Source organism: Chitinophaga arvensicola (assembly GCF_900110835.1).
GTDB classification, from domain to species: Bacteria; Bacteroidota; Bacteroidia; order Chitinophagales; family Chitinophagaceae; genus Chitinophaga; species Chitinophaga arvensicola.
This window is the reverse complement of the sequence record NZ_FOJG01000002.1, coordinates 2693426-2713945: the sequence shown is the minus strand read 5'-3', so window position 1 is coordinate 2713945 and position 20520 is coordinate 2693426. Positions and strand designations below refer to the sequence as shown.

7 protein-coding genes are annotated in these 20520 nt (G+C 49.6%); all 7 read left to right on the top strand.

All coding sequences use genetic code 11. The features are described 5' to 3' along the window. Window positions 1-52: 52 nt before the first annotated feature. The 7 genes from BMW79_RS28210 (at window position 53) to BMW79_RS28180 (ending at window position 20508) form a co-directional block, all read left to right on the top strand. Complete coding sequence (locus BMW79_RS28210) at window positions 53-3478, top strand: SusC/RagA family TonB-linked outer membrane protein (protein ID WP_177192368.1); 3426 nt, start codon at window positions 53-55, stop codon at window positions 3476-3478. An 11-nt stretch (window positions 3479-3489) separates the two neighbouring features. Next, window positions 3490-4881: a RagB/SusD family nutrient uptake outer membrane protein gene (locus BMW79_RS28205; RefSeq protein WP_089901196.1), complete on the top strand. Its 1392-nt coding sequence runs from the start codon at window positions 3490-3492 to the stop codon at window positions 4879-4881. 1 nt (window position 4882) lies between these two features. Next, complete coding sequence (locus BMW79_RS28200) at window positions 4883-6031, top strand: TlpA family protein disulfide reductase (RefSeq protein WP_089901193.1); 1149 nt, start codon at window positions 4883-4885, stop codon at window positions 6029-6031. 6 nt (window positions 6032-6037) lie between these two features. Then, window positions 6038-7927: a TlpA family protein disulfide reductase gene (locus BMW79_RS28195; RefSeq protein ID WP_089901190.1), complete on the top strand. Its 1890-nt coding sequence runs from the start codon at window positions 6038-6040 to the stop codon at window positions 7925-7927. A gap of 63 nt (window positions 7928-7990) precedes the next feature. Next, window positions 7991-8482 carry a DUF5946 family protein gene (locus BMW79_RS28190; RefSeq protein ID WP_089901188.1) on the top strand — a complete coding sequence of 164 codons (492 nt, stop codon included), beginning with the start codon at window positions 7991-7993 and terminating at the stop codon, window positions 8480-8482. Between the two features lie 43 nt (window positions 8483-8525). Continuing rightward, window positions 8526-9239: a DUF92 domain-containing protein gene (locus tag BMW79_RS28185; RefSeq protein ID WP_089901179.1), complete on the top strand. Its 714-nt coding sequence runs from the start codon at window positions 8526-8528 to the stop codon at window positions 9237-9239. 397 nt (window positions 9240-9636) lie between these two features. Then, complete coding sequence (locus tag BMW79_RS28180; RefSeq protein WP_177192367.1) at window positions 9637-20508, top strand: T9SS type B sorting domain-containing protein; 10872 nt, start codon at window positions 9637-9639, stop codon at window positions 20506-20508. The last annotated feature ends 12 nt before the right edge of the window (window positions 20509-20520 follow it).

Here is a 20520-nt window from a genome sequence, read left to right as displayed (position 1 = left end):
TTCCGGCTATGTCCCGCTTCGCCGCCAACGCCTTTTCAAAATTTTCTGGCTTATGAACAAGATTGCTTTTTTGATGCTGATAGCCATGCAGGCCGGTGCCCGCAGCTATGGCCAGCAGGTGAGCCTGTCCCTTCGTAATGCACCCTTACCGCAATTGTTTAAAGAGGTGAAAAAACAAACCGGCTACGTTTTCTTTTATGACGACGCCCTGCTGCAACGTGATGCGGCGATCACCATTTCTTTGCACAACGTTCCCCTGAAAGTAGCACTGGACAGCTGTTTTAAAGATCAGCCTTTTAACTGGGAGATGGTCAACAAGAACATTTACCTGCGCCGTAAACCGAGCACCCGTGTGCTCGACCTGCCCAATGCCTTTAAATTACAGCCGGTATCCGGTAAAGTACTGGATAATACCGGTCAGCCACTCCCCATGGCTACGGTAAAATTACTGCCGCTGGGAAAAGGCACCATGACAGACGAAGCCGGAAATTTTACTATCAAAGATGTACCCAACGGGGAATATATCCTGGAAATTACTTCCGTAGGATTTGAACGCTTTATCCTCACCGTGGAGGTAAACAGTACCCAGGTGCCTAACCTGGGTAACCTGCAAATGAAACTGGCAGTGGCCAAACTCACTGAGATTTCTATTGTTAATACCGGCTACCAACGACTTCCCAGGGAACGCGCCGCCGGTTCCTTCAGCGTGATCAACCAGGCAACCCTGGAAAAAAGAAGCAATTTCAATATCCAGACCTATCTCCAGGGACAGGTGCCCGGCCTGCTTACCAATACCAATGGCAGCATGACCATCCGTGGCAAGAGTACGCTGTATGCAGACGCATCGCCACTCATTGTGATCGACGGCTTTCCTGTAGAAAGGGATCTCAATACCATCAATCCAAATGATGTGGAAAGCATCACCGTTTTAAAAGACGCCTCTGCCGCCTCCATCTGGGGCGTGAGAGCAGCCAACGGCGTGATCGTGATCCAGACAAAACGCGGCGCCGCCTCCCGGAAATCCCTGGATGTAAGCTTCAATACTTCCGTGTCTGTTTCCGCCAAACCGGATCTTTCCAAACTACCTTTCGCCCCCACCGCCTCTTTCATCGGGTTTGAAAAATATAAGGTAGATAACAAACTCACTACCTTCTACGGAAAACCGCGAAATGCGCTGACGCCTGTGGAAGATGCGTATCTCAACAACCCCGCAAATGCCGCACGCATAGTAGATTCACTACAACAGTATCACGCATACGATGATTTCAGCAGCCAGTTTATGCGCAACGCAATCAGGCAGCAATACGGCGTGTCGCTGGCGGCAAAAGGAGAGAAAAGCAGTACCCGTGGCTCTTTCAACTACGATAATACGCCTTCCTATATGAAAAGAACAGGTGATGAACGCTTCTCCCTGGACCTGTTCCAGTCGACCGCCATCACTAAAAAATTGCATGTGGATATGGGCCTCAATTTCGTGATGCTCAACAGCACGAATAATGGTCTTTCCCTGAACGATCTGAAATCCTTACTTCCCTATCAGCGTTTGCTCGATGATAATGGTAACTACGTTCCGCAACCACGTACTTTTTACCAGGCGGATAAAGATGCACTTGTGAAAGCCGGTTATCCGTACAACTGGAATTATAACCTGGTACAGGAATTCCGTAACCATGACAACCAGACACGCAACCGCAATATCACCGCCACCGCTGGTATCAGCTACCTGTTTGCAAAGGATTTCTTCTTTAATACTTCCTACCAGTACGAGAACTATGGCAGTACCAACACCATACTGGAAAATGAAGAATCGTACGATGTTCGCAACCAGGTGAACTTTTCCACCTTTGTGAAGAACGGACAACCCGTAAGCGGCTTGCCTAAAGGAAGTATTTACAGCGTGGCAGAATCAAAACTGCAGACGCATACCTGGCGTAACCTGGTGAAGTATGATGGCATGCTTGGAAGTCCTGTTCACCAGCTTACTGCTATCGCCGGACTGGAGATCCGTGAAGTAAGCGGTAACTCTTCCGGCCAGACGAAATATGGCTACGACCCGGAAACGTTGCAGTTTGCCAACCTGGATTATGTAAACGGTTATACGAATATTCTCGGCAATAAAGCTTTCATCCGCGACGCCTCTGTATTTACCGATACGAAGAATCGCTTTGTATCCCTGTTTTCCAATGCAGGGTATACCTTCGATGATAAGTACTCTGTGAATGCTTCCGCCAGGCTGGATAAGACAAATCTTTTCGGTTCCAGCGACAAATACCGCAATGTATGGCTGTGGTCATCTGGCGTAAGCTGGCAGGCACATAAGGAGGAATTTCTGGAAAATGGTCCGTTCTCTACTTTGATCCTGCGGGCTACCTATGGTATCAATGGTAACGTAGACCGTAGTACCAGCCCTTTCCTTATTGCTAAAGTGGCCAAAGATCAGCAAACGAATCTGAACTACGGCTATATCTCCAATCCCGCGAATCCGTTGCTGAGATGGGAGAAAACCACCGTAAAAAATATAGGTATCGACTATGCCCTGAAAAGCAGCCGCCTTCGTGGTAGCGTAGAATACTACGACCGCTACAGCACCGATCTGCTGGGCAATGCCACTATTAACGGTACCTATGGATTTAACAGTGCTTATGTGAATTATGCCAGTCTGCGTAACAAAGGAGTAGATGCCACTATCAGTGCGCTGATCATTAACCGTGCTATCACGTTTACGGCTACACTTAATTATAGCTACAACAGCAATAAAGTAGTAAAAGTAGATTTTCCAAATCAGACCGTGGGTGCCTTTACCGGCGGCTTGGCCCAGGAAGGACTGCCTTTGAACTATCTCTATAGCTACCGTTGGGCAGGACTCAGTAAAACCGGTGCTCCACAGGTATACGATGAAAAAGGTAACATAGTAGACTATACGAAGGAAATGAATAACACCGCTGCACTGGTATACCAGGGCACCACTGTACCTCCGCATTATGGTGGGTTGTTCTTTGACGTAGGATACAAGGGACTGTCGCTCACCGCCGGATTTATCTATAAAATGGGCAATCACTTCCGCATTCCGCAGATTCAGTACAGAGGCTTGTTTGAAGCCGTATCACAAGTGCATAAGGACTGGGATAACCGCTGGCAGAAACCGGGTGATGAGTTGCTGACCAATATTCCGGCGATGCCGAAAACACAAACCGGTCTGAATATCTATGATAGCTACACCGCCAATGCAGATATCAATGTGGCAACGGCATCGACTATACGTTTTAATGAACTGCTGTTGAATTATACACTGCCAAAACATTTGATGGCAAAGTTCCCGGCCTCCCGGATCAACCTTGGCTTCCAGGCGCGCAACCTCGGTGTATATCTGTTCAATAAACAGAAAATTGATCCGGAATATGCCACAGATCTGAGTATTGGTAATTTTCTATTAGCGCCTCCCGCCGAATTTACATTCAGCATCAAGGCTAACTTTTAAAAACGACACTGATGAGAAAGCTATTATATTTCCTGGTATACGGAGGCATCCTGCTCACAGGAACCGCCTGCAAGAAATACCTCGACATCAAACCAAAAGGATCTTTTATCCCGGAGAAAACATCCGATTACCGCCTGCTGCTGGATGAAACGACCGCAAATGGAAAATCCAACGGCTTTTTTTCCACCTATGGTATGGATCTGATGCTGGACGACGATATGAGCATCAATCCCTTTTCCCAGACCTACTACAATGCCAACGCTTTAAACGCATTCCGCTTTGCGGAAAATATTTATCTCGATTATGAATCAGATAAGGATTGGGAAGCCATGTATAACCAGATCTATACTGCAAACCTGGTCACTGGCCAGGTGATGGCCTCCACCGGTGGTACAGATCCACAGAAACGGCAGCTGATGGCGGAAGCCAGGGTACACCGCGCCTATGCATATTTCATACTGGTGAACCTGTATGCAAAGCCTTACAGCAGTACTACTGCTGCTGCAGATCCGGGAGTTCCTATCCGGAAAGGGCTGGACTTTGAAGAGCAGTTGCCACGCGCTACGATACAACAGGTCTATGATTTTATTTCGGAAGATCTGAACAGCGCGTTACCCGATCTTCCAGCTGCACCCGACAAAGCGGCTACCAACAGACCGGTAAAGCCTACCGTGTTTTCGTTGCTGGCAAAAGTAAGCCTGTTTAAAAATGACGCAACGCAGGCACATGCATATGCAGATTCCTCGCTGGCATATTATCATACACTGCTTGATTATAACGCATTACCGCCAAATCCTTCTTTCCCGCAGGTGATCCAGTATCCGGGCAATTTCCAGAATGCAGAAACGCTGATGGAAAAATCAGGGCCGATGATCAGCCCGATAGCTTATGCGTCTGCTTCGTTACTGGCGTTGTATGACAAGACCAACGACCTGCGTTACCGTTCTTTCTTTTTTGATGACGCCGCCTTCGGTATCAACATCGGTTTTTTCAGTAACGAATGGTCTGGCCGTCAGCCTGCCAAAGGCCCCTCTGTACCCGAAACTTACCTGATCCGCGCGGAGAGCAGTGCGAGACTCGGCAATACCGGTGATGCCATATCAGACATTAACCTGTTGCGCAGTACCCGCTATAAAACGGGTAGCAGCTATACCTTGTCTGCCGGTAGTCCGGCGGAAGCGCTGAACATCGTAAAGCTGGAACGCAGAAGGGAAATGGCTTTCCGGGGTAGCCGCTGGTTTGATATCCGCCGTTATAATGCCGTTGATAATTCAGCTATCACGGTAACGCATACACTGCCGGACGGCACTTTTTCCGTGGCGCCCAACAGCAACAGAAGCATCCTGCCTATCGGCAGAAAATATATTTTAATGAATCCGGAAATCATACAAAACCCAAGGTAACATGAACCACATACGTAGTAAAAAATACCAGCCCGTGATCCTGATCATGGCGCTGGCCACCTTCCTCTTGTCTTTTAAGTACGTTGGCAATCCGCCTGTATTTGAACTGAGTGGAATCATAAAAGATGCCGATAACATAGAAGTAAAGCTGGTGCGCGATGTATACGGCGATGCACAGGAGCTGGCAAGAGATACGATCCGTCAGGGTCATTTTCACCTGCAATGTCCCGTAAAGGAAGTAATGAATGTATCATTGGTATATCATCGCGGCCGCGATATGTATTCCTACCCGGTGATTGTGGAAAAAGGGAAAGCCACTTTCAAGCTATTGCCTACGGGCTTGTCGCAGGTAACCGGTACAAAATACAATAACTGGGTACTCGGCTACCAGCGTGATACCGCCTATATCAACGCCGACAAAATTCTCTGGCAGTATAAACATCCCGGTGCCGCTGATAAAAAGGACGAAGAATGGAAAATGATAGAACTGTTTATGCATCACTTTGATATCAGGAGCAGGTATCTCCAAAAAGTATTGAACAACGGCAAAGATCCATCCGCTGCGGTGATGGCGGCTATCCTGCTGGAGCTGGAACCCGATCGCGCCAAAACAATGACCATTGTAGATGCAGCTGCTAAACAATTGGGCGATAGCAGCATGCTTATCCGCACCGCCCGTAAGCAGAATGCCGCACAGGAAGCTACTATTGCCCGTCGTCAGGGCAAGATGATCAACGAGCCATTTGTTGATTTCACACTGCCTGCGGTTAATGGCGACATGATTCGTTTAGGCGACAGGGTGAAAGCCGGTAAGTTTACGCTGCTGCAATTCTGGGCATCCTGGTGTGTACCCTGCCGCGCAGAAATCCCGTTACTGAAGGAGTTGTATGCCAGCTATCACAGCAAAGGTCTGGAGATCGTTTCTTTTTCTATGGATAACAACCGGACCGCGTGGTTGAAGGCTTCGGAAAAAGAGCAAATGAGCTGGGCCAATGTATCTGACCTCATGGCAGATAAAAGCCCCGTGGTTAAAAGCTATCCTGTAATGGGCATTCCTGCCAATGTGATCATTGATCAGCAAGGAAAAATTGTTTCTTCTAACCTGATCGGTACGGACCTGGAAGAAAAAATTAAATCGCTTTTCAGATAGGTGCATATGAAAAACTTTTTTTTAATCCTGGGTAGTAGTATTCTTTTACTGGCTTCCGATGCGGCAGCTCGCACAGACTACCGCATGCAGCAACAGAAAGTTTCCAATTGGGTGGCAGATACCAATAGTTATGCTTCCCTGCGGCTGTCAGCCGTTCTTTCTGCCGGTAACGGTGTGAAGGTAACCTATACCCCTGCGGGGACCGTATTGGTCACTCAGGCTGCTTTAAATGCCCATGTGATCTGGTACGATAAAGACCACCCAACCAACGAACAGACGATACCCATGCAAAAGAACGGACAGCAGTGGGAGTTTATGCTGACCGCACCACCGCAGGCAGTCATGCTACGGATTACACCAACTGCAGGTGGCAGCGAAAAGTTGAAGGAAATTGTTGATGATAATAACGGAGACGGCTATCTGTTCCCGGTTTATGCCGCCGGCAAACCTCTTCCCTTTGCCTACTACAGCATGTCGTTGCTGATGGCTGGCAGAGCGGGGCTAAAAAAAGATCCTGCCAGGGAACTCATCTACCTGAAAAAAGAAATAGCAGTAAACCCGGCAGCAGAAACACTATTCCGGAGCAGTTATTTTAATATGCTGGCCAACTCCCCGGAGCCGGACGACAAAGTTTTATTGCTCCGTAAGTTGCTGGCCTGGAAAACCAGCAACGAAGACGAACTGACGCTGAACCAGCGTTATTTTCAGTTTCTTGGTGAACGGCATGCGGCAGATTCACTGGCAACGCTGTTACGTAAGCGTTTTCCCAACGGCATTTTTGTCCGGGAAGAACAGCTGGAACAGGTGAAAGCAGAAAAGGATTTTGTGCAGAAGAACAGGAAGTTTGATGCTTTTATGAAACAGTTCCCGGAGCCGGTTGCCAAAGGCGCGCCCGATTATGAATATACCGGGCTGTACCAGGCAATGGGGAGTGCCGCTATAGAAAATGGCGCTTCCCCGGAACCTTATATCGCAAAGCTGCAGGGTAACCGCGATCGCGTTGTCTTTTTTGCGAAGACTGCCCGCTACTATCAGCAGCGGCAACAACCGGAACCCGCGATGACGTGGGCGCGGCGTGGGGTACAGGCTACTGACACCACTGCCTCTTTTGGAGAATGGGATGCTTATCTCACCCTGGCATCACTTTATCTTGCACAACAACAATATGCAGCAGGAATTCCATTTGCAGCTACCGCTTATGCACATACGAAAAGTAAAGAAGCAGCACTGTTGTATGTAAATCTCCTGGTGGCGGATGGGAAATCTGCTGCAGCACAGGCATTACTGGCATATGCCGTGAAAACGGGAAAGGCATCGGTGCAGATGAAGGCACAACTGAAAAAGATCTACGAGAAAGCCGGATCTGCAGTGCCCTATGACCAATACCTTAGTAGCCTGCTGCCACCGCCGGATACCAATCTACGGAGGGAGTGGAGGGCTAATATGCTGCATGAGACAGTAACGGGAATCAGTTTAAAAGATACCAGCGGGAAAACCGTGCAGCTGGCCGACTTTAAAGGAAAGATCGTGGTGCTTGACTTCTGGGCAACCTGGTGCAAGCCCTGTATACAATCCTTTCCAGCTATGCAACAGGTGATGCAGCAACATCCGGAAGTAGTGTTCCTGTTTATCGCCACTTTTGAAACCGGCGATGCATTGAAGAAAGTAAAACAATTCAGCCGGGAAAAAATGTTCCCGTTCCGTTACCTGCTCGATGAACCACTGAAAGGGGAGAGTAACTATAAAGCGTTTACCCATTTCCGTGTACCCAGCGTACCTTATAAGGTGGTGCTGGATAAATCCGGGGTGATCCGTTTCCGCTCCGGTGGCTTTGAAGGGAACGATGATGCCCTCATTACAGAGTTGAACACTATGCTTCGTTTGCTGGAGGAATAATAGAGAATGCTGGTGTAAAATCCTTATTTTTAGTATTTACACCAGCATTAATTCCAGCAGCATATGACAGAAAACAATATCATTTGCCCGGGCTGTAAATTACATCTTGCGTATCAGCAATTAGCCCCTTCGGAAAGGTACAATGCCTCCGGTGAATGCCTGGAGCTTTTCAATCAACTCTCTTCCCGCACGTTTGCTTTTAAACATCCCGATTTTCATCACCAGTTATCCGTAGATGCTTATGGCGCCCAGCACGCCGGCGGTGTGAGCCGTACGGTCACCACCGTTTTTGCGCTTATCGGATTGTATCTGGCCCTGGAGAAAAATTATACCGGCCGGCAGGTGCAACACATTCACAGTATCATTCCCCGGCAATCCTGGGAGGCACTCACCCCGCCACCAGCGCCGGCTGGTAGTATCACGGTAGCGGATGTACTAAAAGCCACCACGGAGGAAGAGCTGTATGCTGCTATGAAAAAATGGGCGCAGTCGGTATGGGACAGCTGGCAGGTCTACCACGACTGGGTAAAGGAAAAAACCGCCCCATATATTTAAAAGAAAACAGGAATGAGATATTTGCATAGTTTTGCGCTTCGCTATGCAACTGACTTCTTACTACCAGCTGATTATTCCCGTGGTGATTATCGCCATCGCCGTACTATGTGTAAAACTTCGTAAACTGACCCTTTCCGGTGGTGTAATGGCTGCTATAGTAGCCTTGTTGGTAGCCGCAGGGAGTGGTTATGGTGGTTTATTTCTGCTGGGCGCCTTTTTCATCATGGGCGTAAAAGCGACTTCACATCAGCGACACCTGAAAACATTGCCGGGGGAAAAACATCCGGAGCAACGCACTGCCGGTCAGGTATTTGCCAATGGCGGTGTGGCGGCTATCATGGGGCTGCTGGCGTTGGTAAACCCGGATTGCGAAGACATGTACATCACAATGCTGGCCGCCAGCCTGGCTGCTGCTACAGCAGATACCTTGTCCTCCGAGCTGGGCATGGTATACGGCCGTCATTTTTATAATATCGTTACTTTTAAAAAAGAAGCCAGGGGCCTTGATGGTGTAATCAGCCTGGAAGGAACCCTCCTGGGCGCTGCCGGTGCCGGTGTCCTGGCATTGCTTTGCGGGATTTGTTTTGGTATGGACGAAAGTGTATGGATTGTTGCCCTGGCTGGTATTGCCGGTAACCTGGCGGATTCCCTCCTCGGCGCCACACTGGAACGTAAGCACCTGATCGGAAATGACCTCGTGAATTTCGGCAACACCCTTTTTGCCGCACTCGTTGCCATGATATGTTATCTTCTTTAATATTTATTGCACCTTAGAAATCTTTTGTGATCCGCGCTTAAAAGGCATTCCAGCCTCAAAAGAAAAATTTTGTAAACTTTCTGCCATTTTCGTTGTTGATAACTCCTGAAAGATACACTTGCTGTCGATCGGATGTATGTAGGTTGATGAAGTATCACCCGTTTTGTTGGTAAAAAATAGTTTTTGTAGCTCATACACTATGGGTTGCAGCGTGTCCTCTGTGCACGTATGGAAACCCTTTGTCTGTCATGAATCAATGCGTGTTGATCCCGTGTTACAACGCAATCATTGGACGGGATATTCATTTTTCAAATGCTGAATCTTTATGGTGAGTAGATGGTCCATGTCTCTATGTAAACAGAAGGCGTCTGTAGTAACGTCTTCTATAGGAATTTTTATGCAACGTTCTTTGTCTGTACTTGTATTGTTAGGTATGCTTACCGTTTCAAAGGTGAGCGCCCAGCAATGTACCGGTTCCCTCGGCGATCCTGTTTTTAAGGAAACCTTCGGCCAGGCGGCTACTGCTGCGAAACCCACGCTGGGAGGCCCGTTGCCGGCAGGCATTACTACCTATGCCTATTATAGTCCCGCTGGCGCAAGTCGCCCTACCGGACCTTATCCAGGTCAGTACACCATCAGTAATACTACCCGTGGCTATAACAACACTTATTTTGTAGACCGCCCCGATCATACTTCCACAGACGGCACCGGCTATTGCATGGTGGTGGATGCAGAAGCCAGCCCCGGAAAATTTTATGAAAGAACTATTACCGGCTTATGCGCCGGTACTACCTTTGAATTTTCCGCCTGGATCATGAACATCAATCCGCAGAATGGTGTATCGAAACCCAGTCTGCGTTTTGATATTGTGGATGCCAACAACCCGAATGGAACGCCTATTACTTCGGTGTCTACAGGCGAGGTAAGCTACTCGGCTCCGGGTACGTGGGTACGACAGGCTGGTATTTTTCAGATGCCGGCTACTACCAGTTCTGTGATCTTAAGAATCTATAGTAATACACCCAATAGTAATGGTAATGACCTGGCGTTGGATGACATTGCTTTTGCGGCTTGTGGTCCTCCGATCACTTTTACACAGGCTGCAGGCGTGGTTTGCAGTGGCGCCAGTACGAGTGTGACCGTAAGTTTACCTGCAGGTAGTTATTCTACCTACTTTTTCCAGTTACAGAAAAGAGCACTGGGTGCTACCGATTGGGTGAATGAAGGGGGCGTAATAAATAACCAGGGAAATAACCAGCATACTTTCCAGGTAACCAATGCGCAGGCAGGATTTGAATATCGTGTAGTGGCAGCCGGTGGTCAGGCGGAAATCAATAACCTCAATTGCCGGGTGGTGTCTACGCCTATCGAGTTGAAAGTAATTGATTTTACAGTGGCCATCAGCGGGCAGCAACCTATTTGTTACAATACGGCTGCTACATTAACGGCAACGGTCACACCTAAGGCAGGTACCGGTACACCCACTACCGGCTTTACCTATCTCTGGGAAACCAGTACTAATGGCACTGCGTGGACTACAGTAGCCGGACAAACAGGTGCTACTCTTAATACCGGCGCATTAACGGCCTCCCGCTATTATCGTGTAACCGCTACGGTAAGTGGCTGTCAGGGCGACGGCGTATCGCAATCTTTCCTGGTGAATGTAAGTCCGCAGATTACCGCTACACTCGGCGCGGTGACCAATGTTTGCGCAGGAACCGTGTTGGTTAATCTCCCGTATACCATTACTTCCGGTACACCCAATCAATATAGTATTGTCAGCACAGACCTGCCTGGCTTTGTACCGGTTACCAATATGGCGCTTTCCGGCTCGCCCGTCCGGATAACGATACCCGCCGGCGCAGCGCCCGGAACTTACCACTTTACAATCAGTTTCAGAAACAGCACGGTAAACTGTAGTTCCGCGTTATATCCGTTTACGTTAGTGATAGATGCGCCGCCCACAACGGCGGTGGCGGGCCCCGACCAGGAATTGTGCGCCGTTACTTCCACTACGCTGGCAGGTAATGTGGCAACAGTGGGTGTGGGTACCTGGACGCAGATCAGCGGTCCCAATACCGCCGTTTTTGCAGATAATCATAATAACGCAACAACCGTCAGCGGGCTCACTACTGGTACCTATCAGTTCAGATGGGGCATTGCCAATGGCACCTGTTTAGCTACCTCCAGTATAGTAAGGATCACCGTAATACCTGCGCCTACTAAAGCAGATGCGGGTCCGGATCAGACACAGTATAATACGGGGGCATTTAATATGACGGCGAACGCGCCTGCCGTAGGTACGGGCAGATGGGCGCTGATCAGCGGTACTGCGGTGGTGAGCAATCCCACTAATCCCAGAACGCTGATTACGTTGAACCCCAATACCACTGCTACTTTAGCCTGGATTATCTCCAATGGTGTTTGTCCGCCGGATTCAGACCTGGTAGTGCTTCGTTACAGAAGCGAGGCGGATATCCGTGTCACCAAAACGGTGCTGGAATCCGGTCCTTACTTATCAGGGCAGGATGTGGATTACGAAATGGTGGTCGCTAACATCGGTCCCAGTAACGCCACCAATGTGCATGTGGTAGATGCGATCCCTGCGAGTATCCAGGTAAAGAATATCATCTACGCTACTACCGGTGCGGCGCAGATCCTGCAAAATAATTCTACCAATAACAAGATTGATCTGAATGCATCTATACCGGTAGGTAACGCGGATGTATATATTATTGTCCACGGGAAAATTCTGTCATCTTTTGAAGGTACTATTACGAACGAAATAGATGCGGTGTCGCTGGACCAGGTGGATGCCAATGGTGCTACTGCGATTTCAGTGATCAGCGCTGCCAGGAGACCTTTCTTTGACGCCATAAAAACAGCGCCTTCTACCGCTGTGGCCGGGGAAGCGATTAAATTCTCCCTGGTAGTGGAAAATGAGGGATTAGGTGATGCCCAGGCAGCTGTGATTACGGATGTGATTTCTTCCAAACTGAGTAATGTAAGCTGGTCGGCTGTTTCCACCGGAAAAGCAGTGATTACCTCCGGGGCAACAGGTACTGGTAATAATCTGCGTCTTGTGGCCGATTTTCCGGCAGATACAGGTAAAGTATATATCAGTATTACAGGTACTGTGAATGCAGATGCTACCGGCAATATCCTCAACACAGCTACGGTTACGCCAACCGAAACCACTGTGCCGCCGGTAAATTCGAATACAACGAATACCCTTATTTCCAGTTCGCCCGGCTTGCTGATTGATAAAGCCCGGACCGGCGCAGGACCCGCTATTGCAGGTGAAAAAATAGACTATGTACTCACGCTGATGAATAACGGGCCGAGTAACGCGGTGGGAACAGTGATTACCGACACCGTGCCGGCAGCCATTCAGAATGTAACCTGGACCAGCACCGTGCAGGGAGCCGCTGTTGTTACTGCCGGAGCTTCCGGCAGTGGTAGCCGGATCAGTGTTACCGGTAACGTTCCGGCAGGCGCTTCCAATCGTATTATTGTTCATGTAACCGGTACCGTTAGCCCGGATTATGCAGGTATTATCCTGAACCGTGCCGTTGCCACGCCTGCGGAACCGGGTATTCCTCCTGTTACAGATATTGATCTTGCAGTGGTGCAAAAATCCCTGAAGCTCTCTATTCAGAAGAGTGGCCCTGCTACGGCGGTAGCCGGAGAACAGATCTCCTACACCGTGGATGTAACCAATCAGGGACCTTCCAATGCTACCAACGCCACGATCCGCGATGTGGTATCACCGGCATTGTATAATGTGAGCTGGACAGCCGCTGTGCTGACTGGCACCGGTGTCATCAGAGACGGCGCAACGGGTAATAAAAACCTGGTGGTTGTTTCGGCAGATATTAATGCCGGAGCTACTATCCGGGTGATCATTACCGGTACCATTCTGCCACCTACGTTTAATCCGATCCATAACACAGCACAGGTAATACCCATAGAGGCAGGTATTCCACCGGTGAATTCCAATGAGGTGGTAACTACCATCAACAGGCAATCGGCCTTGTCCATCACCAAAGTTGGTCCTGATACGGCCAGTGCCGGGGCTATTATTACTTATACTATCAAGGCGGTCAACAATGGTCCAAGTAATGCGCGTGCATTAACTATCAAGGATATCGTTCCGGCCACTATAAATGGCGTGATCTGGAATGCGGTGGCTAACGGCAATGCTTCTATCAGCGGCGCCAGCGCAGGCGTTGGTAATAATATTGCACTCACTGCTGATATTGCTGCCGGTAATATCAATAATATCACCATCACCGTAAGAGGTAAAATTGATCCTACTTTCTCCGGACAAATCAATAATAAAGCAGTGGTTACTCCCGCACCAGGAGAAGGTACCGCCGATTCTTCTACCAAGGTGACCACAGTAACCCGGCTGCCGCAACTGGCCATTACCAAATCAGCAGCTGATTTGATATTAGCCGGAGATACTGTTACCTACACGATAGAAGTTACCAATCAGAATACAGCCGACGCGCAAAATCTCGTGGTAACAGATGTGGTGCCTGCTGAAATCAGCGGTGTACAATGGTCTGCCGTGGCGCAGGGCGCTGCCACTATCAGCGGCAATGCTTCCGGCTCAGGAAATAACATCCGGCTCACCGGATCTATTCCTGGTGGCCTCGCTGCTAATAAACTGATCATTACTGTTAAAGGAAAAGTATCCGCTGCGCTGGAAGGTATTGTGCGGAATACGGCTACTGCTACTCCTTCGGAAGCGGTACCTCCTGTGAGCGCTACCAAAGTAGTAAGGGTAAGAAGAATTCCCACCCTGAGCATCAGTAAATCCGGTCCGGCTACGCTCAGTGCAGGCGAAGCGATTGTATATACCATTATTGTGAGAAATACCGGTTTGTCAGATGCCATCAACCTGATTGTGGATGATCAGATTCCGGCCGCTATACAACAAACTACCTGGACAGCTACTGCCAGCGGAAACGCCACTATTATACGTGGAGCAACAGGTACCGGTAATACCTTAAACCTGGATGCAAATATCAATGGCGGTGGTAATAATTTTATTACCATCACGGTAAATGGAATAGTTGATCCTGCCTTCAGCGGTAGCTTCACCAATTCCGCTGTTTACCAGCCATCAGAAGCGGGTGCTACACCTGGTGTTTCCAACCCGGTTGTCACCACCGTTGTACAAAAACCAAATGTAAAAATCCGTAAATCAGGTCCTGCTGCGGCCAGCGCCGGAGATCAGATCACTTACCGCCTGCAGGTGACCAATCTCGGACCTTCCAACGCATTAAATACGGTGATTGCCGATAACCTCCCGCAGATACTGAATGCTACTTCCTGGACTGCTACTGCCAGCGGCGGCGCTTCCATCAGCACCGGAGCTACGGGTACGGGCAACCTGCTGCGTATAGTCGGCAGCGTACCTGCAAAAACAGGTGTGATTGATATCATCATCACCGCAACAATACCTGCCGCTGTTACCGCGCCTAGTATCACTAACTTTGCAGGTGTAGCGCCGGCAGAACCTGGTATTCCACCGGTAAACTCTGATACGGTGGTAACCGTATTAAGTCGCAAGCCAGGATTGCTTATCAGCAAAATAGGTCCTTCTACTGCACACGCGGGCGAACCCATTGTATACGGTGTGAAAGTGATTAATGTAGGACCCAGCGATGCGGTGGGCGCCATCATCACTGATACAATTCCGTCAACCGTACTGAATGCGAACTGGATTGCCACTGCCAGTGGCGGCGCCAGCATTACTGCCGGTGCAAGAGGCGCCGGCAATATCGTTCGGCTCACTACCAATATCCCGGTTGGCGAAGCAAACTTTATTAACATCGTTGTTGCCGGCGTTATAAAAGATGACCTGTCTGGCACCCTCGTGAATAAAGCCACAGTAGCGGCAGCAGAACCAGGTATACCACCGGTTAGTTCCCAGGTAAATACACTGGTTACCCGCAAAGCGGTATTGCACATCAATAAATCCGGACCTGCCAGTCTCACTGCCGGTAACCCGATCCGTTACAATGTAGACGTTACCAACAATGGTCCGGGCAGTGCCACAAATGTCACTATCAAAGACGTAATACCAGCAGGTATTATAAATGCTACCTGGACCGCCACCGCCATCAACGGCGCCGTGATTAACAGCGGCAATACCGGCACCGGTAATATTCTCCTGCAGGCGGATATTCCGAATACCTCATTGGCCGCCATCCGCATACAGGTAGATGGAAAAGTAGATCCGGATTACAACGCCACCACCATTACCAATACGGCTATCGCACTCAATGATCCATCCGTGACACCGGTTGGAGATACTGCCAGTGTGCTGACAACCGTATCACGCCTGGCTAATCTGCGCATCGTGAAAAGCGGTCCGGCTAACCAGGCCGCCGGTGAGCCGGTGGAATATACCCTCCGTATCCAGAACGCCGGCCCTTCCAATGCTACCGGCGTACAGGTAACGGATGTATTACCTGCACAATTGCTTAACACCAGCTGGACCACCAGCTTCACCGGCAATGTGAAAAATATTTCGCCTGCTGCCGGAAACGGTAACGTGAGTCTCACTGCAGATATCCCGGCTGATAGCAGCACACTGCTGGTCACCATTAAAGGTATTATGAGTCCGGCGGTAGCCAATGGCTCCACTGTTATTAATACTGCTACCACCGGCTTCCCCGGAGGCAGCGCCATTGTGGATCCTAACCTGCTCGATAATACCAGCAGTGTACAAACGGTGGTAGACAATGATCCGGTGGTACGTATTGCGAAGAGCGGTCCCGCGATTACACATGTGGGCGATTCCATCCAGTACAACGTGGTGATCACCAATGGTGGCTCGGGTAATATTACCGGCGCACAGATAGAAGATCTCGTGCCAGCTGCTATCACAGTTGCGTCCTGGAATGCTTCTGCTACCGGAATTGCAACGGTGACAGGCGCGGTCAGCGGCACTACCAATACGGTGCAAACCACCGCAGATATTCCGGTGGGTAATAACAGCATTGTAATCGTGATCCGTGGTATTGTGAATAATACTGCGGGTACTACCATCACAAATACCGCCAGCGTTACAGCGGGTTCGCACAAAGAAAGTTCGGTGACTACTTCTGTAGATAAATCCACGGATGTGAGTATCGTGAAAAGTGGTCCGCAAAGATTATTTGCCGGCGAAGCTGTCAGCTATACCATCCAGGTATTCAACGCAGGACCCAATAACGCCGACGACCTGGTGATCAATGATCAGATCCCGGCAGCTATTACAGGTGTAGCCTGGAATGCGATTGTAACCGGTAATGCTACTGTATTGGGCGGCAACCGGGTAGACAGCACCGGAAACAATATCAATATCCCGGCTACAATAGCAGCGGGTCCGGGTAATTATATCACGTTCACCGTAACCGGCACCGTGAGCGGTGGCACTCCTTCAGGTAACCTGACCAATACTGCCAATGTTACCGTAAATGGTGTTACAGATTACAACCCGGCAAATAACACCAGCTCCGTAACCACCCTCATCGGTCAGGCCACGGGTGTGCAGGTAAGAAAAAGCGGACCCGCACAGGCGGTATCAGGTAATGCTATTACCTATAATGTAGTGGTAACCAACAGCGGTCCTTCTGATGCAACGGGCCTGAATATTCTGGATGTGGTACCCGCACAGGTAAGAAATACGCATTGGGAAGTAACGGTCAACGGCGCTGCTGCTGTAACCGGGCCATTCTCCGGGGATAATAATAATATCAATACCACCGTGAATATACCAGGCGGCGCAGGTAATAATGTGACCATCCTGGTAACCGGCACGCTCAACGATGATTTCGACGGCACTATCCTGAACCGGGTAACGGTATCGGGTACCGGTATTCCGTCCGTCAGCGATTCGGTGAGTACTGTCGTTAACCGTGAAACCGGTTTAAGCATCCGTAAATATGGTCCGGCTACCATCACGGCAGGTGATAAAATCACTTATGTACTGACGCTCACCAATAGTGGTCCGGGATACGCCCGCAACATTGCCCTCACAGATACCATTGATAGCCGCATTCAACAGCCGGTATGGACTACCCAGGTAATAAATGGTGCGACCATCAACACAGGCGCCAGCGGCACCGGTAATCACGTGGCATTGAATGCAGATATCCCGGCTACCGGTAATGCACAAGTAATTGTTACCGTAACCGGTGTAGTAGCCCCTGATGCTTCCGGTACGCTGATCAATGCAGCGACCGCTACGCCACCGGATCCGGGTAATCCTCCGGTGGTGTCGCCACCGGTGATTACCGTGATTGAAAATCATCCGGAATTGACGGTCATTAAAAATGGTCCTACAGCCATGCATGCCGGTGAAACCATTCACTACCTGTTACAGATCACGAATAATGGTCTCAGTAAAGCAGTGAATGCATTAATTACTGACGTCGTGCCGGCAACCATCAGCCAGGTGCAATGGAATGTGGTCAGTGTAAATGGCGGAGCAGTAGTTAATTCCGGCAATACCGGTACTGGTAATAATGTGCGCCTCACGGCAGATGTACCAGCGGCAGCGAACATAACTATTGCTATACAAGGCGTCATTGATTCTACTTTCGCGGGTAGCCTTCCGAATACGGCGATTGTAACACCTGCTGAACCGGGCAATACTCCGGATAGCAGTAATATCGTGACAACTGTCACTTTACAACCTGGTGTAAAAATTAGCAAAACCGGTCCGGCCGCTTTACACTCCGGTGAAAATATCAGTTACACCATTGTTGCCGGTAATGACGGTCCGAGTGCTGCCGTAAATGCACATATTCATGATATGGTGCCGGCAGCAGTTACCAACGTGGTTTGGTCTGCCTCCGCTTCCGGTAATGCCGTGATCAATGGCGCTGTCACCGGTAGTGGTAACGCGATCGATCTGCTGGCCAATATCCCGGCTGGTAACAGTAATCGTATTACCATCACCGTGAATGGTACCGTTGATCCTGCCTTCCGTGATACGCTGAAAAATACGGCGATCATTACACCATCAGAAGCCGGTGCCAAAGCCGATTCTTCTGAACTGGTGCAAACGGTGATCACTGCCACTCCGCAGCTGGATATTCAGAAAACAGGTCCGGCTACGGTGATTGCCGGCCAGCCGATCAGTTATACCATCACCACTACCAACACAGGTTTAAGTGATGCGCTCAACCTGTCCATCACAGACCAGGTGCCGGCATCGGTTACGGGCGTACAATGGCAGGCCGTGGCCAATGGCCTCGCCGTTATTAATGGCGCCAATTCCGGTAATACCAATAATATCAGTCTCACCGGCAACCTGCCGGCAGGCAGCAACAATATCATCGTGATCACGGTGAGTGGTGTGGTAGCAGGTAACACGACAGGCATCATTGTCAATGAAGCAACTGTTACGCCATCAGAAGCAGGGGTAGCGCCAAAGCAATCCCGTGTAAACACCAGCGTGATAACCGATTCCCGCGTGCTTATCAGCAAAACCGGCGATGCTATCATGACAAGGGGAGATAAGGCTACCTATGTGATCATTGTCGCAAATCCGGGCCCAAGCAACGCGGCCGGTCTGAAAGTAACAGATGCAGTACCGGATGTACTCACCAATGTCAGCTGGACGGCCACACCGTTACGCAGCGCGGTGATTAGCACAGGCGCCACCGGTACCGGCAATAGCGTAAATATCATGGCAGATCTGCCTGCGGCAGATACCAGCGGTCTGAGGATTGTAGTGACCGGAACGGTGAAACAGGATGCACCTGCAGGTACTGTTACCAACACCGCACACGTGATATTGAGTAGTGGAAAAGATATTCCATCCGGCGAAGTGGTGAGTATTATCGGCAGTAACACCGATCTGTCTATCACCAAAACCGGGCCTTCGGAAGTATATGAAGGCAGCAGGATCACGTATCAGCTGACCGTGAACAATGCCGGCCCGTCTGATGCGAATGGGGCGACAGTGCAGGACATACTTCCTACAGGGTTGTCGCAGCCGGCCATCAGCGTGGTGAGTACTACCGGTGGCGCAGCTGGTATCCAGGCGGTATTGAATGGTAATACGGCCAATGCTTCTGCCGCCACTTTCCCTGCGGGCGCCAGCTTTGTATTGCAGATTACAGGCATTGCGCCTTTGCCGGGCACACTCAGCAATACAGCTGTGGTGAATACGCCTGCAGGCATACCGGATGCAGATAGCAGCAATAATATCAGTAATACAATCGTGACCACCGTATTGGGCAAAAATGACCTGAAGGTCACCAAAACAGTGAGTCCGGCTGCCGGTCCTTATAGTGTAGGCCAGAAAGTCATTTATACGCTCAACGTCACGAATAATGGTACCGCCGGTGTTAACCCGGTAGTGGTCACCGATCAGTTACCTCCGGCTTCCCAGCTGGGAGATCCGGTATACAGTGCTCCTGCAAAAGGAACCATCACTTTTGATCCGGCACAACGTGTCATCGTTTGGAATGTTGGTTTACTCAATGCAGGCGAAACACAGACCTGGAGTTATGAAGTAACGATCACCGGCCCGGGTCGCGTACAGAATACCGCGATCATCACTGGTCCGCCGGATGTGAGCACACCGGATACGTCCGTTGTTACTATCACCACCGACCGGTACGCCAATCTGAAAGTGATGAAGAAACTGAATACTTTATCACCACTTCATGTGAACCAGGAACTACAGTTTGTTGTTACCGCTATTAACAACGGACCTGATTCTGCTACGGGGGTAATATTGAGAGATGCAATGGAAAGTATGCTAGGTCAACCTATCAGTATGATTACGACCAAAGGCCTGGCCACATTTGACCCGATTACAAAGACCATTACCTGGCAGATACCGGAAATGGCGAATGGTACGCAGGAAACACTGACGTTTACCGTGAAACTGATCAGCGGCGGTACCCTGACCAATACCGCCAACATCACAGGTAATGAAACAGATGTAGATCTTTCGGATAATACTGCTACCGTGACCCAGGAAATTACCGGGGAGGATATCTTCTTACCAAACATTATTACACCGAACGGCGATGGTAAGAACGATTATTTCGTAGTGCCCGGACTGGACAGGTATCCTGGCTCCACGCTGCTTATTTATAACCGTTGGGGTAACCAGGTGTATCAGAATAAAAACTATGATAATAAATGGAATGGGGATGGCTTGAATGAAGGCACTTATTACTACATCCTGAAAATACGTTCCGCGCAGGTAAACAGGGATTTGAAGGGCTGGATTGAGTTACTGCGATAATCATTACTTATT